Here is an 18,656-nt window from a genome sequence, read left to right as displayed (position 1 = left end):
GGGGGCCTAGTGTAAACTTCGAACATGGATATTGTACTGTATGCCCTCACCGCGTTCCTGTACGGCGGCCTCGCCGTCGCAGGCTGGCGCACGCACCGCCAGGGCGCGACCTCGCTCGTCGCGAGCGTGCCGGCCGTGCCGGTTCCGGCGTCCGCCGCGTCGGGCATGAGCGGGGCCGGCCGCACACTGCTGTTCGCGGCGCTCGTCGCGCACGGCGTGCTGCTGCACATGACGATTTTTCCGCACGACGCGATGGTCTTCGGCTTCGCGTTCGCGCTGTCCGCGATGTTCTGGCTCGGCGCCGGCATCTACTGGATCGAGAGCTTCTTCTTCCCGCTCGACAGCCTGCGCCTGCTGGTGCTGCCGCTCGCGTGCGGCGCGTCGCTGCTGCCGCTCGTGTTCGGCGGCGTGCGGGTGCTGCCTTATGCCGCAGCGCCGCTGTTCAAGATGCACTTCCTGATTGCGAACATCGCGTACGGCCTTTTCGCGATCGCCGCGCTGCACGCGGTCCTGATGCTGATGGTCGAGCGGCGTCTTCAGTCGCTGAGGAGCGGCGGGCGCGACGGCTCGACCGGCTGGATCGCGAGCTGGCTCGAAACGCTGCCGCCGCTGCTCACGCTCGAGAAGCTGCTGTTCCGCCTGATCGGCGCCGGCTTCGTGCTGCTGACGCTGACGCTCGCGTCGGGGATCCTGTTCAGCGAGCAGGTCGATGCGCGCGCGCTGCGGCTCGATCACAAGACCGTGTTCGCGGTGCTGTCGTGGCTGATGTTCGGCGGCCTGCTGGTCGCCCACAAGACGTCGGGCTGGCGTGGGCGCGGCGCCGCGCGCTGGGTGCTCGTGTCGTTCGCCGCGCTGCTGCTCGCGTATGTCGGCAGCCGGTTCGTTTTCGAGGTGCTGCTGCACCGCTCCGTGGTTTGAACGCAGGTTTCCGATGCGACAGATTCTTCTCCTGATCCTTCTCTTCTTCGCGGGTTCGTGGCTCACGCGCAAGCTGCGCCAGGCCCAGGAGCACGCGCAGGCGCGCAACGGCCGCGGTGGCGGCTTCGACGGCGCGCCCGGTTCCGGCGGCGCCGGGACGGCACGCCCGAACGGCGATGCGCGCTCGCTGCCCGAACCGATGGTGCGCTGTGCCGAATGCGGCGTGCATACGCCGAAAGGCGACGCCGTCGCCGCGGGTGGCGAATACTTCTGCAGCACCGAGCACGCGCAGCGCCACGGCGCACACGCGAGCGGCCGCGACGCCCGATGAGCGACGCAGCGCTGCTGTCGGTCGACGCGCACGGCTGGGTGCGCGAAGCGCGCCACGCGCCGTCGCCGAATTTCGAGGCGCGGCCCGCGGGCGCGGTGCCGACGCTCGTCGTCGTCCACAACATCAGCCTGCCGCCCGGCGAGTTCGGCGGCGACGCGATCGAGGCGCTCTTCCTGAATCGCCTCGATTGCGATGCGCACCCTTATTACCAGAGCCACCTGCGCGGCGTGCGCGTGTCCGCGCATTTCCTGATCCGTCGCGACGGTGAGCTCGTGCAGTTCGTGTCGTGCGACGAGCGTGCATGGCATGCGGGCGCGTCCGAGTTCTTCGGCCGGCCGCGCTGCAACGACTTCTCGATCGGCATCGAGCTCGAAGGCGCGGACGACGTGCCGTTCGACGCGGCGCAGTACGCGACGCTCGGCGTGCTCGCGCGCACGCTTGCCGCGCGCTATCCGATCGATGCGGTGGCCGGGCATTCCGACGTCGCGCCGGGCCGCAAGACCGACCCGGGACCGCACTTCGATTGGCAACGCTTCGCAGGCGATGCCGGCTTTTCCGCCGAATACTTTCCTTTCCGTCAGCACTGAGCGCAGGGTTTTTTGACCGGGGAAAGTTTTTTCTCCGACCAATGCCTTGTCGTGTCTGCGCGCGAGCGATGTCAAGACCTCCATCGCAAATTATCCGTTTTGACCTCGTCCGAATGTCCACTATACTTGGTGCCAGTTGAGCAGTTCTGTACTAGATATAGTGTGTGTCGCAGGGGAAACCCGAGCGGCACCGGCCGGCGGGCAACGCCGGCGGACAGGGTTCTCAGGGCGGCGCGCCAGGCCGGGCGGTCCGGGCGTCGCGATCAAGCGCAGCGAACTTCGACGGGGCAGGGTATACATGACGAAGCACACGACCGGAACGGTTGTCGCGCATCGACCGAACCGGCTTCCCCGACGCATCGCTCGCCTCTTACCGCTCGCGCACGCCATTGCGCAGCGTTCGTTTTAATCCGCGGTTCTCTCCGCACCATCCAACACCAGGAGCTTTGCACATGCAAACCACCGACAACGCGACGTCCCAGTACGAGAGCGCCTCGAGCCGTCCGCTCGGCGGGACCGAACAGGGCGCACAGGCGCTCGCGCCGCAGGCCACGTTCGCCGACTACAAGGTGATCCGCCGCAACGGCAGCGTGGTGTCGTTCGAGCCTTCGAAGATCGCGATTGCGGTGACCAAGGCTTTCCTGGCCGTCAACGGCGGGCAGGGCGCGGCATCGGCGCGCGTACGCGAACTCGTCGAGCAGCTGACGCACAACGTCGTGCGCGCGCTCGTGCGCAGCCGTCCGAACGGCGGTACGTTCCATATCGAAGATATCCAGGACCAGGTCGAACTCGCGCTGATGCGCGGCGGCGAGCACAACGTCGCGCGTGCGTACGTGCTGTATCGCGAGAAGCGTCACCTCGAGCGTCAGCATGCGGGCGAGGAAGCAGCGGCCGCGGGCGGCGAGGCGAGCACCGGCATCAACGTCGTCGACAACGGCGTCACGCGTCCGCTCGACCTGAACGCGCTGCGTGCGTTGATCGTGTCGGCGTGCGATGGCCTCGGCGCTGCGGTTAACCCTGACCCGATCGTCGCGGAAACGGTGAAGAACCTGTACGACGGCGTGCCGATGGGCCAGGTCTACGACTCGGCGATCCTCGCTGCGCGCACGATGATCGAAAAGGATCCGGCATACAGCCAGGTCACGGCCCGCATCCTGCTGCACACGATCCGTCGCGAGATCCTCGGCGAGGAAGTGGTCCAGGCCGACATGTCGGCCCGCTACGCCGAATACTTCCCGCAGTTCCTGAAGCGCGGCGTCGACGCCGGCCTGCTCGACGACAAGCTGCTGCAGTTCGACCTGAAGCGTCTGGGCGAAGCGCTCGACGCGAACCGCGATCTGCAATTCGGCTACCTCGGCCTGCAGACGCTGTACGACCGCTACTTCCTGCACGTTGACGGCGCCCGCATCGAAATGCCGCAGGCATTCTTCATGCGCGTCGCGATGGGCCTGTCGCTGAACGAGATCGACCGCGAAACGCGCGCGATCGAGTTCTACAACGTGCTGTCGAGCTTCGACTTCATGAGCTCGACGCCGACGCTGTTCAACTCGGGCACCCACCGCTCGCAGCTGTCGTCGTGCTATCTGACGACGGTCGCGGACGACCTCGACGGCATCTACGAAGCGCTGAAGGAAAACGCGCTGCTGTCGAAGTTCGCCGGCGGCCTCGGCAACGACTGGACCCGCGTGCGCGCACTCGGCTCGCATATCAAGGGCACGAACGGCAAGTCGCAAGGCGTGGTCCCGTTCCTGAAGGTCGTCAACGACACGGCCGTCGCGGTCAACCAGGGCGGCAAGCGCAAGGGCGCGGTGTGCGCGTACCTGGAATCGTGGCACCTCGACATCGAGGAATTCCTCGAGCTGCGCAAGAACACGGGCGACGACCGCCGCCGTACGCACGACATGAACACGGCGAACTGGATTCCCGACCTGTTCATGAAGCGCGTGATGGAAGGCGCCGACTGGACGCTGTTCTCGCCGTCGACCTGCCCGGATCTGCACGACAAGTTCGGCGCGGAGTTCGAGAAGGCTTACACGGCTTACGAAGACAAGGTCGCGCGCGGCGAGATCAAGCTGTTCAAGAAGATCCCGGCGCAGCAACTCTGGCGCAAGATGCTCGGCATGCTGTTCGAAACCGGCCACCCGTGGATCACGTTCAAGGATCCGTGCAACGTGCGCTCGCCGCAACAGCACGTCGGTGTCGTCCATTCGTCGAACCTGTGCACGGAAATCACGCTGAACACGAGCGACACCGAAATCGCGGTGTGCAACCTGGGCTCGGTGAACCTCGTCGCCCACCTGGTGAAGCAGGCCGACGGCAGCTACGCGCTCGACCACGACAAGCTGAAGCGCACGATCAGCGTCGCGATGCGCATGCTCGACAACGTGATCGACATCAACTACTACGCGGTGCCGAAGGCGCGTAACTCGAACCTGAAGCACCGTCCGGTCGGCATGGGCATCATGGGCTTCCAGGACTGCCTGCACCTGCTGCGCACGCCGTACGCGTCGGAAGCGGCCGTCGAGTTCGCCGATCGTTCGATGGAAGCGGTCTGCTACTACGCGTACTACGCGTCGACCGAGCTGGCCGAGGAACGCGGCCGCTACTCGAGCTACCGCGGCTCGCTGTGGGATCGCGGCATCCTCCCGCAGGACACGCTGAAGCTGCTGACGGAAGCGCGCGGCGGCTACGTCGAGGTCGACACGTCCGAGTCGCTCGACTGGACGACGCTGCGTTCGCGGATCGCCGCGCACGGCATGCGCAACTCGAACTGCGTCGCGATCGCGCCGACGGCGACGATCTCGAACATCATCGGCGTGTCGGCATGCATCGAGCCGACCTTCCAGAACCTGTACGTGAAGTCGAACCTGTCGGGCGAATTCACGGTGGTCAACGAGTACCTCGTTCGCGACCTGAAGGAACGCGGCCTGTGGGACGAAGTGATGGTCGCCGACCTGAAGTACTTCGACGGCATGCTGTCGCGCATCGACCGCATCCCGGCCGACCTGCGCGCGATCTACGCGACCGCGTTCGAAGTCGACCCGACGTGGCTGGTCGAAGCGGCGTCGCGTCGTCAGAAGTGGATCGACCAGGCGCAGTCGCTGAACATCTACATGGGCGGCGCGTCGGGCAAGAAGCTCGACGAGGTCTACAAGCTCGCATGGCTGCGCGGTCTGAAGACGACCTACTACCTCCGCACGATGGCGGCGACGCACGTCGAGAAGTCGACGGTCGCACACGGCGCGCTGAACGCAGTGCCGACGAGCGGCGGCTCGAGCAGCGGCGGCGCGCAAGGCGCGGCAGGCGGCTTCGGTGCGGCGGGCGGCGATGCATCGTCGGGCGCGATCAATGCTGCACCGGCGCTGGCGCCGGTCGAAGCAGACGGTCCGGTGTGCACGATGCGTCCGGGCGATCCGGGCTTCGACGAGTGCGAAGCCTGCCAGTAACGCAGCGCGCATGACCTGAAGAAGGTTCGGGCGGCGCGCACGGCAACCGATCGAGGTTGAAGTGTGCGCCGCTCTCTACTAAAAAAATGATAAGGAATCTGTAACGCGGCACTTGCGTTGCAGGCAGTGACAAGCGATCGAAACATCCCCGACGACGTCGCGTTTCGATCAGCGTTCGATGCGTCGAGCGCACCTCGCGATACATGCGTGACACGCGTCGCGCTCTGCATGAACGACGATGCGTTGCTCAAAGTGTTGTATCGAGGTCGCAACGCGAATCGAAAAAAGGATTTTTCGTGAGCGAACCCTTTTATCGCTCAGGAAAAGATGGTACAAACCGTTCTAAATTGATGGTGAGAATTTATGCTCAACTGGGATGACGAGAAGACTGCCGTAACCCCCGCGAGCGGAGCGCAGCAAAACGCGATGCGCACCTCCGCAGGGATGGCTGTCGGACTGCAGGCTGCAACGCCTGCCGCCCATCAGGTCCGCGACATTTTCGAAGGCGATCTTGCGGTGCCGCCGCAAGCATCGGCTGTTCCCGCTGGCGGTTCGGAAGCGCGGGTCAATGTCGCCGACAAACGCATCATCAACGGCCAGACTGACGTCAATCAGCTGGTGCCGTTCAAGTACAAGTGGGCGTGGGAAAAGTATCTGGCGGGTTGCGCGAACCACTGGATGCCGCAGGAAATCAACATGTCCCGCGACATCGCACTGTGGAAGGACCCGAACGGTCTGACCGAGGACGAGCGCCGCATCGTCAAGCGCAACCTCGGCTTCTTCGTGACGGCCGATTCGCTCGCCGCGAACAACATCGTGCTCGGCACGTACCGCCACATCACGGCGCCCGAATGCCGGCAGTTCCTGCTGCGCCAGGCGTTCGAGGAAGCGATCCACACGCACGCGTATCAATACATTGTCGAATCGCTCGGTCTCGACGAAGGCGAGATCTTCAACGCGTACCACGAGGTCACGTCGATCCGCGCGAAGGACGAATTCCTGATCCCGTTCATCCACACGCTGACGGACCCGGCCTTCAAGACCGGCACGCTCGAAGCGGATCAGAAGCTGCTGAAGTCGCTGATCGTGTTCGCCTGCATCATGGAAGGCCTGTTCTTCTATGTCGGCTTCACGCAGATCCTCGCGCTCGGCCGCCAGAACAAGATGACGGGTGCTGCAGAGCAATATCAGTACATCCTGCGTGACGAGTCGATGCACTGCAATTTCGGCATCGACCTGATCAACCAGATCAAGCTCGAGAACCCGCATCTCTGGACCGCGGAATTCCGCGCCGAGATCCGCGAGCTGTTCAAGCAGGCTGTCGAACTCGAATACCGCTACGCCGAGGACACGATGCCGCGCGGCGTGCTGGGTCTGAACGCGTCGATGTTCAAGAGCTATCTGCGCTTCATCAGCAACCGTCGTTGCCAGCAGATCGGCCTCGATCCGCTGTTCCCGAACGAGGAAAACCCGTTCCCGTGGATGAGCGAGATGATCGACCTGAAGAAGGAACGCAACTTCTTCGAGACGCGTGTGATCGAGTATCAGACGGGCGGTGCGCTGTCCTGGGAATAACCCGCAGCAGCGAACCCGTCACATGATGGAGCAGCCGGCGGCCTCTCGGTCCCGGCCCAAGGTTTAGGAGCAAGAACGCCTGATGCAAAGCATGCCCGGTGCCTTATCGGCCCAACGACATGATCGGCACTTTGCGAACCCTTCAGTGGGATGGGCAAACTTCCCTCCGGAAAAAGCGGGCGGCCGTGTGGCGGTCCGCTTGATCAAGCGATTAGGGGTAGCGGCGCGAGGTGCGCCGGCTACCGACTTGATTTGGCGCGCGAGGCCATGGGGTCACGCGCGCCATACCGTATTCATTAGCGTAAGCGCGTGGTATCCGCGTACGCCGATGAATAGCCCGCTTCGAAGCGCACGTCCTGAACAGCGTCCGCGGGAAGCGGGTTTTGACGAAGGGTGTAGTTTGAACTGACTCTCATCTGAACCTGAAGGAGAACAACATGGCTACTGCCAAGAAAAAACCGGCTGCTAAGAAGGTCGCTGCCAAGAAGACCGTTGCGAAGAAGGCTGCTGCTCCGGCGAAGAAGGCCGCTGCGGTGAAGAAGGTTGCTGCGAAGAAGGTCGCGGTGAAGAAGGTTGCCGCGAAGAAGGCAGCACCGGCGAAGAAGGCCGCTGCGAAGAAGGTCGCGGCAAAGAAGGTCGCAACGAAGAAGGTTGCAGCCAAGAAGGTTGCTGCGAAGAAAGTCGCGGTGAAGAAGGTTGCCGCGAAGAAGGCAGCACCGGCGAAGAAGGCCGCTGCGAAGAAGGTTGCAGCCAAGAAGGTCGCAGTGAAGAAGGTTGCTGCGAAGAAGGCCGCACCGGCGAAGAAGGCTGCTGCGAAGAAGGCAGCGCCGGCGAAGAAGGCTGCCGCGAAGAAGGCTGCGCCTGCGAAGAAGGCCGCTGCGAAGAAAGCTGCTCCTGCCAAGAAGGCTGCGCCTGCGAAGAAGGCTGCCGCTGCACCGAAGGCTGCCGCACCGAAGGCCGCTGCCCCGGCGAAGAAGGCTGCTGCTCCGAAGAAGGCCGTCGTGAAGAAGGCTGCACCGGCAACCACCGCGTCGACCGCATCGGTCGCGCCGGCATCGGGCGTGAAGACCGCGCTCAACCCGGCAGCGGCATGGCCGTTCCCGACCGGCAGCCGTCCGTAATCGCGGCTGACCAGTACCACCCGGACACTCACGTGGTGTCCGCGGGTTGAGTAGCGCTACTCAATCGGTCCCGCCATCTGGCTCAGGTGGCGGGATTTTTTTCGTCCGTATTCGTCGATGCGTCGACCGGCTGCCGCGCACGGACGAAAAAAAACGCATGTGCAGCTTCGCACATGCGTTCGACCGCGGCTTGCGCCGCGTGCTGAGGATGCTCGTTAGTGCGTGACGCGCGTGACGCCGCCGCTCGACAGCAGTCGCACACGCTCGCCGGCGCGGAACACTTCGCCGCTCGCCGCCTGCGTGATCGAGCGCAGGTCGCCGTTGTCGAGGCGCACGGTGATTTCGACACCGTTCGCCGTGCTGAGGTTTTCGCCGACCGCGTTGCCCGCGACCGCGCCGACGAGACCGCCCGCGATGGCCGTCAGGATCGACCCCTTGCCGCCGCCGATCGCGCTGCCCGCGACCGCGCCGAGCGCACCGCCACCGAGCGTGCCGATCGCGCTGCCGCCGCCGTCGGACTGGATGCGCACGGCACGGACGCTTTCGACCGTACCCATGCGGACGGTTTGTTCGCGCTGCGCCTGGCCGACGCTATAGACATCTGCCGAGCCCGGCGCCGTGAAGCAGCCCGCGAGCGTCAGCGTGGCCGTCAGCATGGCGGCGAGCGTGAGGGTTTTCTTGGTCATCATTTTTGATCTCCCACAATATTCATTTGAGACTGTACCCGAAGGCAGCCTCGAAACGCGCGTCGATTTCGGCGCGCGTCAGTGCGTAAGTTTGAGGCCCCTGGTGAGCGATCTTGATCGAGCCCATCAGGCTCGCGAGGCGGCCCGTGGTTGCCCAGTCGAGGCCATTCTCGATGCCGTACAGCAGGCCGCCACGGAAGGCGTCGCCGCAGCCGGTCGGATCGACGACACGCTCGGCTTGCACGACCGGAATCTGTTCTTCGCCGTTTTTGTGAAGAATAGTGGAGCCGTGCTCGCCGCGCGTGATGATCAACGCCTGAACCCGGCTGGCGATTTCCTGTTCGGACCAGCCCGTCTTGTCGCTGACGAGCTTGCCCTCGTAGTCGTTGACCGCGACGAAGGTCGCGAGTTCAATGATGCGGCGCAGCGTCGCACCATCGAACAGCGGCAGGCCCTGGCCCGGATCGAAGATGAACGGGATGCCGGCCTTCGCGAATTGCTCGGCGTGCTGGACCATCCCGTCGAAGCCGTCCGGCGCGACGATGCCGAGCTTCACGCCCGACACTTCGTCCGCGCGGTTCAGGTGCGACTGCATCATCGCGCCCGGGTGGAATGCGGTGATCTGGTTGTTCTCGAGATCGGTCGTGATCATCGCCTGCGCGGTGTGCGTTTCGGGCACCACGCGCACGCTGGCCTTGGACAGGCCGAGGCTGTCGAGACGCTCGAGATAGCGATCGGCGTCGTTCGCGCCGACCGTCGCCATGATGCGCGCGTCGCCGCCGAGCATGTGCAGCGCGTAAGCGATGTTCCCCGCGCAACCGCCGAATTCGCGACGCATCGTCGGCACGAGGAAGCTCACGTTCAGAAGGTGAACCTGGTCGGGCAGGATGTGCTCGCGAAACCGGCCTTCGAAGGTCATGATGTTGTCGTAGGCGAGCGAGCCGCAAATCAGCGTAGTCAAGGCGTGCGTTCCTGTAGAGAGCAAAAGGAAGCGGCCGCCCGGCCGGTGCGGCGAGGCCGTCGGGCCTCGCGCGGCAGCGCCGGGCGGCAGCGGGTTACTTCAGTGCGGCGAGCGCTGCGTCGTAGTTCGGCTCGTCCTTGATCTCGCCGACGAGTTCCGCGTGGATCACCTTGTCCTGCGCGTCGAGCACGACGACCGCGCGGGCCGTCAGGCCGTTCAGCGGGCCGCTCGTCACGTCGACGCCGTACGCGTTCGCGAACGCGCGGGCGCCGCGGAACGTCGAAGCCGTCACGACGTTCGCGAGGCCTTCCGTCGTGCAGAAGCGCGTGGCGGCGAACGGCAGGTCGCCGGATACGACGATCACGACCGTGTTGTCGAGCGACGACGCGGCTTCGTTGAACTTGCGGGTCGACGTTGCGCAGGTCGGCGTGTCGAGGCTCGGGACGATGTTCAGCACCTTGCGCTTGCCGGCGAAGCTGGCGAGCGACAGATCGGCGAGGTCCTTGCCGACCAGCTTGAAGTCGGGGGCTTGCGAGCCGACGGCCGGGAACGTGCCGGCGAGATCGATCGGGTTGCCACCCAGCGTAACTTTGCTCATGTTCGTGCTCCGAAATAGCGCGCCGCTGCGGCGCGCGGGTTGAGACGGCGCGCATGCGCGCGCCGCGGGGCGTCACGGATAGAAGATCTGGACGCGGAAATTCGAGGCGGGCGCGCCGTTCGTGTCGAGACGGACGACCATCGTCCGCGTCGTGCCGGGCGGCAGCCCGGCGTCGATCGGCGTGCCCGGGCGGACGTAGTCGCGCGGCGCGAGCACGCGGCGCACGGTCACGTGATTCGTGTCGTCGAGCAGCGTCAGCTCGAGCGACGGGTAGGCGAGTGCGACGCGGTAGCGGTTCGTCAGCGGCACCTTCAACTCCAGCACGCGCGGGCCATCGAGCTGGCGCAGGTCGGCCGCGTCGAGCCGCAGCCCGTCGATCGCGCGCGGCGGCGTGACCGTGCAGCCGAGCGGCGCGCACGCCTGCCGGAACCAGCCCTGCGTGACCGGCCAGTCGATCATCACGGTTTCGCGCTGCCACCACGCGAGTTGCGCGACGAGCAGCACCGCGAGCGCGGCGGCGACGAGTCCGCCGAAAAAGCCGCCGAGCATCCCGCGTCGCTGCGGCGCGCGTGTCTCGCGGGTCACGGCGAAGTGCGGGCGATCGTCGTCGGCCAGTGCGGCGGGGAAGGGCGCGGCCGGTTGGACGTCCGCTTCGCTGGCGGCCGCGGCCGGTGCGGGGGCGCGCTCGTCGGCGCCGGGTTCAGGGACGGCTTGCGCCGGCGTGAATGCGAAGCGCGGTTCGCGCGGTGCGCGTTCGTCGTCGGGTACGGAGAAGTGCGCGTTGCCGACAGGTTCGTCCGCGTCGGCGGCTGACGGCGTGTGCGCGACGAAGCGCGGTTCGCGCAGGTCGGGTTCGGCGGGTGGCGTGGCCCGCGATGCGCCGGATGAGTCGGTTTCGTGGCGCGCCCAATCCGGCTCGGCCGACGCGACAGCGTGCAGTTCGGCCGGAGCCGATGCGATCGGGGCAGGCGTGCCGGACAGGTGGACGACGCCGGCGTCCATGGCCGGCAGCGCGAGCGGTACCAGCGGCACGGTGCGCACGGTCTGCACGGTGTGCTGCAGGGACGGGTCGACGCCGGCATCGAGCCACGGCGCCCACATGTCCCAGCCTTCGGGCTGGTAGTCGGAACCGGACGTCGGCTCGACCGGTGCGTCGGTGGCGAAGAGCCGCGCGGGCGCGGCTTCGTGTTGCGGTACGGCGGCGGCCGGCCCGGCCGCCGCCGCTTCGGTCAGCGCCGGCTCGGGAACGAGCGACTGCGACGCGTTGAAGACCTGATGGCAGTGTCCGCAGCGCACGAGCCCGTCATGCAGCGAGAGCTGTTCCTGCTGCAGCCGGAAGACGGTTTCGCAATGAGGGCAGCGCGTCGCAAGAAGCATGTCGAGCCGGGCGGCCTGCTGGCCAGAGTGAAGGACAGCGCTATTCTAATGGCTTTCCCGCCGCGTTCCGGCGAGGCATACCCAACCTTCGTGTTCGCGCCAGACCGAGATGTCGACGTAGCGCGCATAGACGGCCGCGACATCGTCCGCCTGGCGCGCGAGCACGCCCGACAGCGCGATGCGCCCGCCCGGTTTCACCTTCGATGCGAGCATCGACGCCATCAGTTTCAGCGGGTTCGACAGGATGTTGGCGACGACGATGTCGAATTCACCGGCCGGGCATGCGTCGGGCAGCCCGTACGTGACTTCCGCGTGGTTGCGTTCGCTGTTCTGCCGCGCCGATTCGACCGCTTGCGGATCGATGTCGATGCCGACCACGGGGTTCGCCCCGCATTTCTTCGCGAGGATCGCGAGAATGCCCGAGCCGCAACCGTAGTCGAGCACGGACTGGCCGGGCTTCACCGACTGTTCGAGCCACTCCATGCACAGGCGCGTGGTCGGGTGGCTGCCCGTGCCGAACGCGAGGCCGGGGTCGAGTTCGAGGATCAGCGCGTCGGGGTCGGGTGCGTCGTGCCACGACGGCACGACCCAGATCCGCTCGCCGATCGGAATCGGCTCGAATTGCGACTGCGTGAGCCGTACCCAGTCCTGTTCCTCGACTTCGCGTACGTCGAACTTCGGCGTCTCGGCGACGCCGATCTCGTTCGCGGCCGCCGCGAGCAGCACGGCCGGATCGTGATCGGGCGACAGCAGCGCGATCACGCGCGAGTGCTGCCATGCGGTGCGTTCCGGAACGAGGCCCGGCTCGCCGAAGAGCGGCTGTTCGTCGGGCGTGTCGGCGTCGGCGTCCTCGACGGACACCGACAGCGCGCCCAGGTCGAGCAGCGCGTCGGACAGCGCCTCCGCATGCTCACGGGCCAGTTCGACGACGAGTTCGCGATAGCTCATGCTTACGCTTCTTCCGGTGCGACCTGCTGCTTCTGGGCGAGCCGGTGTTCGAGATAGTGGATGCTGGTGCCGCCTTCGACGAACTTCGAGTCGATCATCAGCTCGCGGTGCAGCGGGATGTTGGTCTGGATGCCTTCGACGACCATCTCCGACAGCGCGATGCGCATCCGGCGGATCGCCTGGTCGCGCGTCGCGCCGTAGGTGATCAGCTTGCCGATCATCGAATCATAGTTCGGCGGCACGAAATAGCCATTGTAGGCGTGCGAGTCGACGCGCACGCCGGGGCCGCCCGGCGTATGCCACGACGTGATCCGACCCGGCGACGGCGTGAACTTGAACGGATCTTCCGCGTTGATCCGGCATTCGATCGCATGTCCGCGAAACTGGATGTCGCGCTGGCGCAGCGCGATCTTCTCGCCGGCCGCGATGCGGATCTGCTCCTGGACGATGTCGACGCCCGTGATCATCTCCGACACCGGGTGCTCGACCTGCACGCGCGTGTTCATCTCGATGAAGTAGAACTCGTTGTTCTCGTACAGGAATTCGAACGTGCCCGCGCCGAGATAGCCCATCTTCTTGCATGCGTCCGCGCAGCGGTCGCCGATGCGCTCGATCAGGCGGCGCGGAATGCCGGGCGCCGGCGCTTCCTCGATCACCTTCTGGTGACGGCGCTGCATCGAGCAGTCGCGCTCGCCGAGCCAGATCGCATTCTTGTGCGCGTCCGACAGCACCTGGATTTCGATGTGGCGCGGGTTCTCGAGGAACTTCTCCATGTACACCTGCGGGTTGCCGAACGCACGGCCGGCTTCCTCGCGCGTCATGTTGACCGCATTGACCAGCGCGGCCTCGGTGTGCACGACGCGCATCCCGCGCCCGCCGCCGCCGCCCGCTGCCTTGATGATGACCGGATAGCCGATCGCGCGGGCAATCTTCACGATCTCCTTCGGATCGTCCGGCAACGCGCCTTCCGAACCCGGCACGCACGGCACGCCCGTCTTGATCATGGTCTGCTTCGCGGTGACCTTGTCGCCCATCAGGCGGATCGTTTCCGGACGCGGGCCGATGAACGTGAAGCCCGACTGCTCGACGCGTTCCGCGAAGTCGGCGTTCTCCGACAGGAAGCCGTAGCCGGGGTGGATCGCCTCGGCATCGGTGACTTCCGCGGCGCTGATCAGCGCCGGCATGTTCAGGTAGCTCAGGTTCGACGGGGCCGGGCCGATACAGACGGCTTCGTCCGCGAGGCGGACGTACTTGGCTTCCTTGTCGGCTTCCGAGTAGACGACCACCGTCTTGACGCCGAGCTCGCGGCACGCGCGCTGGATGCGCAGCGCGATTTCACCGCGGTTGGCAATGAGGATTTTTTCAAACATAGCGAGTATTCGTCTCTTCGAGGGGCGCGCGAACGGCGCCTGGCGAGCATCGGCGGTGCGCGGCCGGACAGGCCGCGCGGCGGGCTTAGCCGATCACGAAAAGCGGCTGGCCGTATTCGACGGCCTGGCCGTTCTCGACGAGGATTTCCTTGATCACGCCGGCCTTGTCCGACTCGATCTCGTTGAGCAGCTTCATCGCTTCGATGATGCAGATGGTCTGGCCTTCCTTGACCGTGTCGCCGACCTGGGTGAACGGGTCCGCGCCCGGCGACGGTGCGCGATAGAACGTGCCGACCATCGGCGACGTCACGACGTGGCCTTGCGGCACGGCGGGCGCGGCAGCGGCGCCTGCGGCCGGCGCGGCAGCCGCGCCTTCGGTCGGCAGCGCGACCGCCGGGGCCGGTGCGCTGACCTGCGGGGCAAATCCGCCCGTCGGCTGGACATAGACCGGCGGCGCGTTCTTGACGATACGCACCTTGCCTTCGCCTTCCGTCACTTCCAGCTCGGAGATGCCGGATTCGGAGACGAGGTCGATCAGAGTTTTCAGCTTACGAAGATCCATCGGGAATTCCCCTTTCAATACGTGAAAGCGCCGGTGGGACCGGCGCTGAATCTAGATCGCGAAATCAGCCGCGCGACGTGCCTTGCAGCTTGTCGAGCGCGTACTCGAGCGCGTACAGATAACCTTTCCAGCCGAGCCCGCAGATCACGCCTTCGGCCTGGTCGGAAAAGTAGGAGTGGTGCCTGAACGCTTCGCGGCGGTGCACGTTCGACAGATGAACCTCGACGAACGGGATGCCAACACCGGCGATCGCGTCCCGGATCGCGACGCTCGTATGCGTATACGCGGCGGGATTGATCAGGATGAAATCGGTCTGTTCCTCCCGCGCGGCCTGGATGCGGTCGACGAGCGCGCCTTCATGGTTGCTCTGGAACGACGACAGTTCGGCGCCGGCTTCCTGCGCCCGCGCGGCAAGCGCCTGATCGATCTGCGCGAGCGTGACGCGGCCGTACACCTCCGGTTCCCGGGTGCCGAGAAGGTTCAGGTTGGGGCCGTGCAGCACCAGCAATCGTGTCATGGTCGCTTCTATTTCTGCGGAATTGCGCGAACTTTAGCGCTATTTAGAGAAATTTGTCTAGTTTTGCCGAACGGCCGCGCGCGCCGGACCTGCAAGAATTACCGGTGCGGCCGCAAAGTATCGGCGAATTCCCGTGAAATTGCGCCGATCGACGCACAAATCGCCGCCAACGCGCAGGCAGCCGTTCAGGGCGATCACAACGCGTCGAGGGTCTTTTTCAGCTCGGCCGGTTGGATTTGTCCCAATTTTGTCTCGCGAATCTTGCCGGTTTCGTCGATGACGACCGTAAACGGCAGCGCGCCGGCGGTATTTCCAAAATTGCGGGCCAGATCCGCACCCGCATAACCGCTGACGAAAACCGGATAGTCGACCTTCACCTTCTGCAGAAAGTTCTTCACGTTCTGGTCGGAATCGACGCCGATCCCGATGAAACGGATCCCCTTCTGCTTGTATTGGTGCGACAGCGCGACGAGCTCCGGCATCTCTTCGACGCACGGGCCGCACCACGACGCCCAGAAATTGACCACGACCTTCTGGCCCTTGAAGGAAGCGAGCGACGCTGGCTTGCCGTCAACGCCGGTCAGCGACGCGGCCCACAGCTGGTCGACCGGGCTGCCTTTCGCTGTGGAGGCGGCGACGGCGACGCCGTCATCGGCGCTGCCGCCGCGGAACCAATGGCCGGCGGCGAGCCCGCCGGCGACGGCGGCGGCCGCGACCACCGCGAGCGCCAACATGCGTTTCATCATCATCGTTGAATCATTCCGGTTCGGAAGGGGCGTTGCTGGCCTCGAGCAGCGCGCGCAACACGGTGGCGTCGGCGCGGGCGACCCGGCCGCGGGCGTCGGCCTTGACCGCGCCGCGCAGGTCGTCGCTCGCGTAGAGCGCGACGTGAATGCCGATCGCGTCCACGTCGCGCCGCGGGCGCCACAGGAAGCTGAGCGTCTCGACGTCGGCGCGACCGGCGAAATGCCGCGTTTCGGACACGTCGTACTGAACGTTCTGGTTCAGCAGGTAGATCGCGACGTCCTTCGGGTTGTCGGTGAATATCTGCAAATGGATGTCCGAATGCGCGTTCGCGGTGCCGTTCAGCACCGCGCCCGTCACGTACGGATTGAACTCGACGAGCCGGCGCATCCAGTCGAGCGCGATCTCGCGCAGGCGGCGCAGTTCGTCCGGCTGCGTGTCGCTCTGGAACAGGGCGAGGTACTCGCGCAGTTCTTCCTCGATCAGGTCGTTATCCGGCAGCCATTCGCCGGCAACGCGCGTATCGCCGAACAGCTGGCGCGCGGCCTTGCGTTTCGCGCCGGCGTAATCGAGGCCGTCTTCCGCGATCAGGCGGGCGGCGGACTGGGCAATTTCCTCGCGGGCGCGCCGCGGGTCGACAAGAGGTTTGCGAGACATGATCCGGCAATCATACTCGATCGCCGCCACGGCCGAACGCGGTGCGGCCGGGTGCCGCCCGCCGCGCCGCGCGGCGTTCGGATCCATCGTTCGGGCCGCCGGGCAGGGCGGGCCGTCAGTTACAATGACGGTCTTTGTGTCGCGGCGAAAGTCGTTGGCCGGGCGGCCTGTCCGGCGTGCCGCGGACCTTCCTTTCCGAATCGACGGCGCCCGGCGGCGCGAAAGCATTCATCTATGCACATCCACATTCTTGGCATCTGCGGCACCTTCATGGGCGGTCTCGCCGTGCTCGCGCGCGAGGCGGGCCACACGGTGACGGGTTGCGACGCGGGCGTCTATCCGCCGATGAGCACGCAGCTCGAGGCGCAGGGCATCACGCTGATCGAGGGCTACGGCGCCGAGCAGATCGACCTGAAGCCCGACCTGTTCGTGATCGGCAACGTCGTCACGCGCGGCAACCCGCTGATGGAGGCGATCCTCGATCGCGGCCTGCCGTATGTATCGGGCCCGCAATGGCTCGGCGAGCACGTGCTGGCCGGCAAATGGGTGCTGGCGGTCGCGGGCACGCACGGCAAGACGACCACGTCGTCGATGCTCGCGTGGCTGCTGGAAGATGCCGGCCTGAACCCGGGCTTCCTGATCGGCGGCGTGCCGCTGAACTTCGGCGTGTCGGCGCGGCTGACCGATTCGAGTTTCTTCGTGATCGAGGCCGACGAATACGACACGGCGTTCTTCGACAAGCGCTCGAAGTTCGTCCACTACCGGCCGCGCACCGCGGTGCTCAACAATCTCGAATTCGATCACGCCGACATCTTCCCGGATCTCGCCGCGATCGAAACGCAATTCCATCACCTCGTGCGCACCGTGCCGGGCGTCGGCCGGATCGTGACCAACGGCCGCTCGGACGCGCTGGAGCGCGTGCTCGCGCGCGGCTGCTGGAGCGAGGTCGAGCGCTTCGGCGTCGACGGCGGCTGGCAGGCGCTGCCTGCCGAGGACGGCGTGCCGGTCGACGAGCGTTTCGCGGTGTATTCGCAGGCCGAGCGCGTCGGTGAAGTCGCGTGGCAGGTACAGGGCGACCACAACCGGATGAACGCGCTCGCGGCGATCGCCGCCGCGCGCCACGTCGGCGTACCGCCCGCGCAGGCCGCCGAATCCCTCGCATCGTTCCGCAACGTGAAGCGGCGCATGGAAGTGCGCGGCAGCGTGGACGGCGTGACCGTCTACGACGACTTCGCGCACCATCCGACCGCGATCGAAACGACGATCGCCGGTCTTCGTGCGCGCATCGGCCGTCAAAATTCCCGCATTCTCGCCGTGCTCGAGCCGCGTTCGAACACGATGAAGCTCGGCGTGATGAAGGCGCAACTGCCGGCAAGCCTCGCCGACGCCGACCTGGTGTTCGGCTACGGCGCCCCGACCGGGCGCGACGCGCTCGGCTGGAACCTCGGCGACGCGCTCGCGCCGCTCGGCGACAAGGCCCGCGCATTTGACGATCTTCACCTGCTGGTGAAGTCGGTCGTCGAGGCCGCGCGCCCGGGCGACCACGTGCTCGTAATGAGCAATGGCGGCTTCGGCGGCGTGCACCAGAAGCTGCTCGACGCGCTCGGGAGCCGCGCGTGATCCTGTACCTGCACGGATTCCGGTCGTCGCCGGAGTCGCAGAAGTCGCGGCTCCTCGCCGCGCGCATGGCCGAACTCGGCCGCACGCACGAATGGCGCTGCCCGTCGCTGTCGGTGTCGCCGCTCGAGGCGATCGCCGTCGCGGAAGCCGAGGTGGCCGGTACGCGCGACGTGACGGTGATCGGCAGCTCGCTCGGCGGCTACTACGCAACCTGGCTCGCCGAAAAGCACGGCTGGAAGGCGGTGGTGCTGAATCCGGCGATCGTGCCGCAGCGCGATCTCGAGCAGTATCTGGGCGAGCAGCCGCTGTGGCACGGCGGCGGGTCGATCGTCGTCGAACGCCATCACCTGCACGAGCTCGATGCGCTGCGCGTGCCGGCGATTTCGCGGCCCGAACGCTACTATCTGTTCGCGGCGACGGGCGACGAAGTGCTGGACTATCGCGAGATGCTCGCCCATTACCCGGGCGCGAAAACGCGCGTGATCGAAGGCAGCGATCATGGAATCAGCGAATTTGCCGACTATGTCGACGACGTTCTCGCCTTTTGCGACGAAAGAACGTCATGAACCCGGCGTCATGCCGATCGAATTCCCATCATCATGCGGCGCCGCCGATGCGGCGCCCGGCAGTCTGAACGA

At 65.9% G+C, this 18,656-nt stretch carries 19 protein-coding genes; 9 read left to right on the top strand and 10 right to left on the bottom strand.

Annotated elements, in window-relative coordinates:
* Positions 1-24: 24 nt before the first annotated feature.
* From WS46_RS01585 to WS46_RS01560, 7 genes are all read left to right on the top strand, one after another.
* Entirely contained in the window at positions 25-918 is an 894-nt protein-coding gene (locus WS46_RS01585; RefSeq protein ID WP_059689106.1) for an inner membrane protein YpjD, read from the top strand.
* Positions 919-931: 13 nt separating this feature from the next.
* On the top strand, positions 932-1,249 hold the full coding sequence (locus WS46_RS01580; RefSeq protein WP_059535206.1) for a PP0621 family protein: 318 nt from the start codon (positions 932-934) through the stop codon (positions 1,247-1,249).
* The gene (gene ampD / locus WS46_RS01575) at positions 1,246-1,836 is read left to right on the top strand and encodes a 1,6-anhydro-N-acetylmuramyl-L-alanine amidase AmpD (protein ID WP_059608190.1); all 591 of its coding nucleotides are present in this window, start codon (positions 1,246-1,248) and stop codon (positions 1,834-1,836) included. The genes WS46_RS01580 and ampD overlap by 4 nt, the downstream gene beginning before the upstream one ends.
* A gap of 452 nt (positions 1,837-2,288) precedes the next feature.
* Complete coding sequence (locus WS46_RS01570) at positions 2,289-5,282, top strand: ribonucleoside-diphosphate reductase subunit alpha (protein WP_059689105.1); 2,994 nt, start codon at positions 2,289-2,291, stop codon at positions 5,280-5,282.
* Positions 5,283-5,645: 363 nt separating this feature from the next.
* Positions 5,646-6,857 (top strand): ribonucleotide-diphosphate reductase subunit beta, encoded by a 1,212-nt coding sequence (locus tag WS46_RS01565; RefSeq protein ID WP_059535212.1) that lies wholly within the window; start codon positions 5,646-5,648, stop codon positions 6,855-6,857.
* Between the two features lie 82 nt (positions 6,858-6,939).
* A complete protein-coding gene (locus WS46_RS33145) occupies positions 6,940-7,266 on the top strand; it encodes a hypothetical protein (protein WP_082721943.1) in 327 nt (108 codons plus the stop codon).
* Between the two features lie 28 nt (positions 7,267-7,294).
* The gene (locus WS46_RS01560) at positions 7,295-7,978 is read left to right on the top strand and encodes a histone H1-like DNA-binding protein (RefSeq protein WP_059451920.1); all 684 of its coding nucleotides are present in this window, start codon (positions 7,295-7,297) and stop codon (positions 7,976-7,978) included.
* A 215-nt stretch (positions 7,979-8,193) separates the two neighbouring features.
* On the opposite strand, the gene WS46_RS01555 is transcribed toward WS46_RS01560, so the two are convergent.
* From WS46_RS01555 to WS46_RS01510, 10 genes are all read right to left on the bottom strand, one after another.
* The gene (locus WS46_RS01555) at positions 8,194-8,667 is read right to left on the bottom strand and encodes a glycine zipper 2TM domain-containing protein (RefSeq protein ID WP_059535216.1); all 474 of its coding nucleotides are present in this window, start codon (positions 8,665-8,667) and stop codon (positions 8,194-8,196) included.
* A gap of 19 nt (positions 8,668-8,686) precedes the next feature.
* Positions 8,687-9,625: a carbohydrate kinase family protein gene (locus WS46_RS01550; RefSeq protein WP_059689104.1), complete on the bottom strand. Its 939-nt coding sequence runs from the start codon at positions 9,623-9,625 to the stop codon at positions 8,687-8,689.
* Between the two features lie 94 nt (positions 9,626-9,719).
* Positions 9,720-10,223 carry a thiol peroxidase gene (tpx, locus tag WS46_RS01545; RefSeq protein WP_059535219.1) on the bottom strand — a complete coding sequence of 168 codons (504 nt, stop codon included), beginning with the start codon at positions 10,221-10,223 and terminating at the stop codon, positions 9,720-9,722.
* Positions 10,224-10,295: 72 nt separating this feature from the next.
* Positions 10,296-11,600, bottom strand: coding sequence for a DUF3426 domain-containing protein (locus WS46_RS01540; protein ID WP_059689103.1), 1,305 nt, complete (start codon positions 11,598-11,600; stop codon positions 10,296-10,298).
* Between the two features lie 45 nt (positions 11,601-11,645).
* Positions 11,646-12,548, bottom strand: coding sequence for a 50S ribosomal protein L11 methyltransferase (gene prmA / locus WS46_RS01535; protein ID WP_059689102.1), 903 nt, complete (start codon positions 12,546-12,548; stop codon positions 11,646-11,648).
* Positions 12,549-12,550: 2 nt separating this feature from the next.
* Positions 12,551-13,918 (bottom strand): acetyl-CoA carboxylase biotin carboxylase subunit, encoded by a 1,368-nt coding sequence (gene accC, locus WS46_RS01530; protein WP_059535225.1) that lies wholly within the window; start codon positions 13,916-13,918, stop codon positions 12,551-12,553.
* An 85-nt stretch (positions 13,919-14,003) separates the two neighbouring features.
* Complete coding sequence (gene accB / locus WS46_RS01525) at positions 14,004-14,480, bottom strand: acetyl-CoA carboxylase biotin carboxyl carrier protein (protein ID WP_059535226.1); 477 nt, start codon at positions 14,478-14,480, stop codon at positions 14,004-14,006.
* Between the two features lie 64 nt (positions 14,481-14,544).
* Positions 14,545-14,997, bottom strand: coding sequence for a type II 3-dehydroquinate dehydratase (gene aroQ, locus WS46_RS01520; RefSeq protein ID WP_057926821.1), 453 nt, complete (start codon positions 14,995-14,997; stop codon positions 14,545-14,547).
* A 194-nt stretch (positions 14,998-15,191) separates the two neighbouring features.
* A complete protein-coding gene (locus WS46_RS01515; protein ID WP_059689101.1) occupies positions 15,192-15,746 on the bottom strand; it encodes a TlpA disulfide reductase family protein in 555 nt (184 codons plus the stop codon).
* Between the two features lie 7 nt (positions 15,747-15,753).
* The gene (locus WS46_RS01510) at positions 15,754-16,398 is read right to left on the bottom strand and encodes a hypothetical protein (protein WP_059689136.1); all 645 of its coding nucleotides are present in this window, start codon (positions 16,396-16,398) and stop codon (positions 15,754-15,756) included.
* 234 nt (positions 16,399-16,632) lie between these two features.
* Between WS46_RS01510 and mpl the strand changes: the two genes are divergently transcribed.
* A complete protein-coding gene (gene mpl / locus WS46_RS01505; RefSeq protein WP_059689100.1) occupies positions 16,633-18,018 on the top strand; it encodes a UDP-N-acetylmuramate:L-alanyl-gamma-D-glutamyl-meso-diaminopimelate ligase in 1,386 nt (461 codons plus the stop codon).
* On the top strand, positions 18,015-18,584 hold the full coding sequence (locus WS46_RS01500; RefSeq protein WP_059689099.1) for a YqiA/YcfP family alpha/beta fold hydrolase: 570 nt from the start codon (positions 18,015-18,017) through the stop codon (positions 18,582-18,584). Before mpl ends, WS46_RS01500 begins: the two co-directional genes overlap by 4 nt.
* The last annotated feature ends 72 nt before the right edge of the window (positions 18,585-18,656 follow it).

Origin of the sequence: Burkholderia sp. RF4-BP95 (assembly GCF_001521985.1) — a bacterium.
Taxonomy (GTDB): Bacteria; Pseudomonadota; Gammaproteobacteria; order Burkholderiales; family Burkholderiaceae; genus Burkholderia; species Burkholderia diffusa.
The sequence above is the reverse complement of the archived record's forward strand: the minus strand, read 5'-3'. Positions and strand labels throughout refer to the sequence as shown.